Annotated in this window: 1 protein-coding gene; it reads left to right on the top strand. The window is 73.1% G+C overall.

Features of this window, described 5'->3' with window-relative positions:
* Positions 1-1330 (top strand): lipopolysaccharide biosynthesis protein (locus EYA84_RS31845; protein ID WP_236146079.1); only part of this gene is annotated, 1330 nt, incomplete at its 5' end.
* Positions 1331-1344 lie beyond the last annotated feature (14 nt).

Here is a 1344-nt window from a genome sequence, read left to right as displayed (position 1 = left end):
GTGTATCAGAGACAGCCCTGGGGTGGTGCCGTCCGGACGGCGGCCGTTGCTGGTCCGCACGGCGGTCGCGCTGATGTCCTCCACGGTGGCCAGCGCGGCGCTGGGCTTCCTGTTCTGGGTGGTGGCGGCGCGCTGGTTCCCCACCGAGGCGGTGGGCCGGGCCTCCGGCGTGGTCGCCTCGATGTCGCTGCTCGCCGGTCTCGCCCAGCTCAACCTGACCAGCCTCTACGCCCGCTTCCTGCCGGGCGCCGGCGCCCGTACCCGACGCCTGGTCCTGGTCGGGTACGGCGCGTCGGCGGCGATGTCCCTCGCGCTCGCGGTCGGTTTCCTGGCGCTCGGCCTGGGCAGCGGTCTGATCGGCGACCGGCCGGTCCACCGGCTGGTCTTCGTGGTAGCGGTGCTCGCCTCGGCAATCTTCTTCATCCAGGACGGGGTGCTGGCCGCGCTACGCCGTCCCGGCCTGGTGCCGGCCAAGAACATCGTCGCCTCCGGCGCGAAACTGGCGCTGCTGCCCCTGCTGGCCGGGGTGGTCGCCGGTGACGGGGTGCTGCTGGCCTGGGTGCTGCCGATGCTCGTCACCATGCTGGTGACGAACTGGTGGATCCTGGCCCGGTTGACCCCCCGGATGGGGACGGTTCCGCTGCCGGGCCGGGCCCGCCACGGGATGACCAGCTTCGCCTCGGCGGAGTACGTCACCGGTCTGGTCAACAACGCTGTGGCGTTCCTGCCGCCGGTGCTGGTCGCCCACGCGCTCGGCGCCACCGCCAGTGCCTACTTCTACGTGCCGTGGACGATCGGGGTGGCCGGGACCACCCTGCTGTGGAACGTGATCATCTCGTTCGTGGTGGCCGCGTCGAGCGACGGCGCCGAGGCCCGGGTCCACGTCCGGCGGGCGCTCGTCCTGGTCGGACTGGTCGTCGGCGCGGGAGCCGTGACGCTCGGCGGTGCCGCCGGAGCGCTCCTCGCGCCGCTGGGTGGGCAGTACGCGGCGCACGGGGCGGACGCCCTACGGCTGATCGGTCTCTCGCTGCCGTTCACCGGGGTGATCCTGCTCTACGCCGCCTTCGCGATCATGGAGAAGCGGATGTGGCGCATGGTGCTCGTCCAGTCCACCGCCGCCCTGCTCTTCCTCGGCGGCGGCTGGTACGGCCTGCCCCGGCTCGGCATCGTCGCACCCGCGGTGGCGCTGCTGCTGGCCCAGGCGGCGACCGCCCTGGTGCTGTTGCCGGGTCTGCGGCGACGCCTGCGAGCGGTGGTGGCACCGCAGCACCGTCCGGCCTGGGCCGTACGGCCGGAGACGGTCGCCGCACCTTTGGGAGGTTCCACATGAGCCGCCTCGCCACC

The sequence above is a fragment of the Verrucosispora sp. SN26_14.1 genome (assembly GCF_004307965.1).
Lineage (GTDB): Bacteria > Actinomycetota > Actinomycetes > Mycobacteriales > Micromonosporaceae > Micromonospora.
The sequence above is the reverse complement of the archived record's forward strand: the minus strand, read 5'-3'. Positions and strand labels throughout refer to the sequence as shown.